Annotated in this window: 1 pseudogene; it reads right to left on the bottom strand. The window is 45.3% G+C overall.

Features of this window, described 5'->3' with window-relative positions:
* Positions 1 to 61: 61 nt before the first annotated feature.
* Positions 62 to 214 (bottom strand): annotated as a pseudogene (locus tag V6256_RS15930) (acetylornithine deacetylase); the annotation flags it as partial.

The raw sequence follows: 214 nt of genomic DNA, 5'->3' as shown, positions 1-214 counted from the left end.
CATTTACTCCATTATCCGGATCACAACTGTGCCCTGTTCTGCCTGTGATACGGATACCTTAGGACATATGGCCTTTGTGCATAACGACAGGAACTAAACCAGTCGGCTCGCCAAAAACCGCATAATCAGGCTTAAACTGCTTTTGCTCGGCGATTTGTTGTGCACCTCACATTGTAGTCTCTTCATCTGCTCTTGCAAGAATACGTAATGGTTT

This window comes from Psychromonas aquatilis, from assembly GCF_038155185.1.
Lineage (GTDB): Bacteria > Pseudomonadota > Gammaproteobacteria > Enterobacterales > Psychromonadaceae > Psychromonas > Psychromonas aquatilis.
Note: the sequence above shows the minus strand (reverse complement) of the source record. Positions and strands in the feature narration are given on the sequence as shown.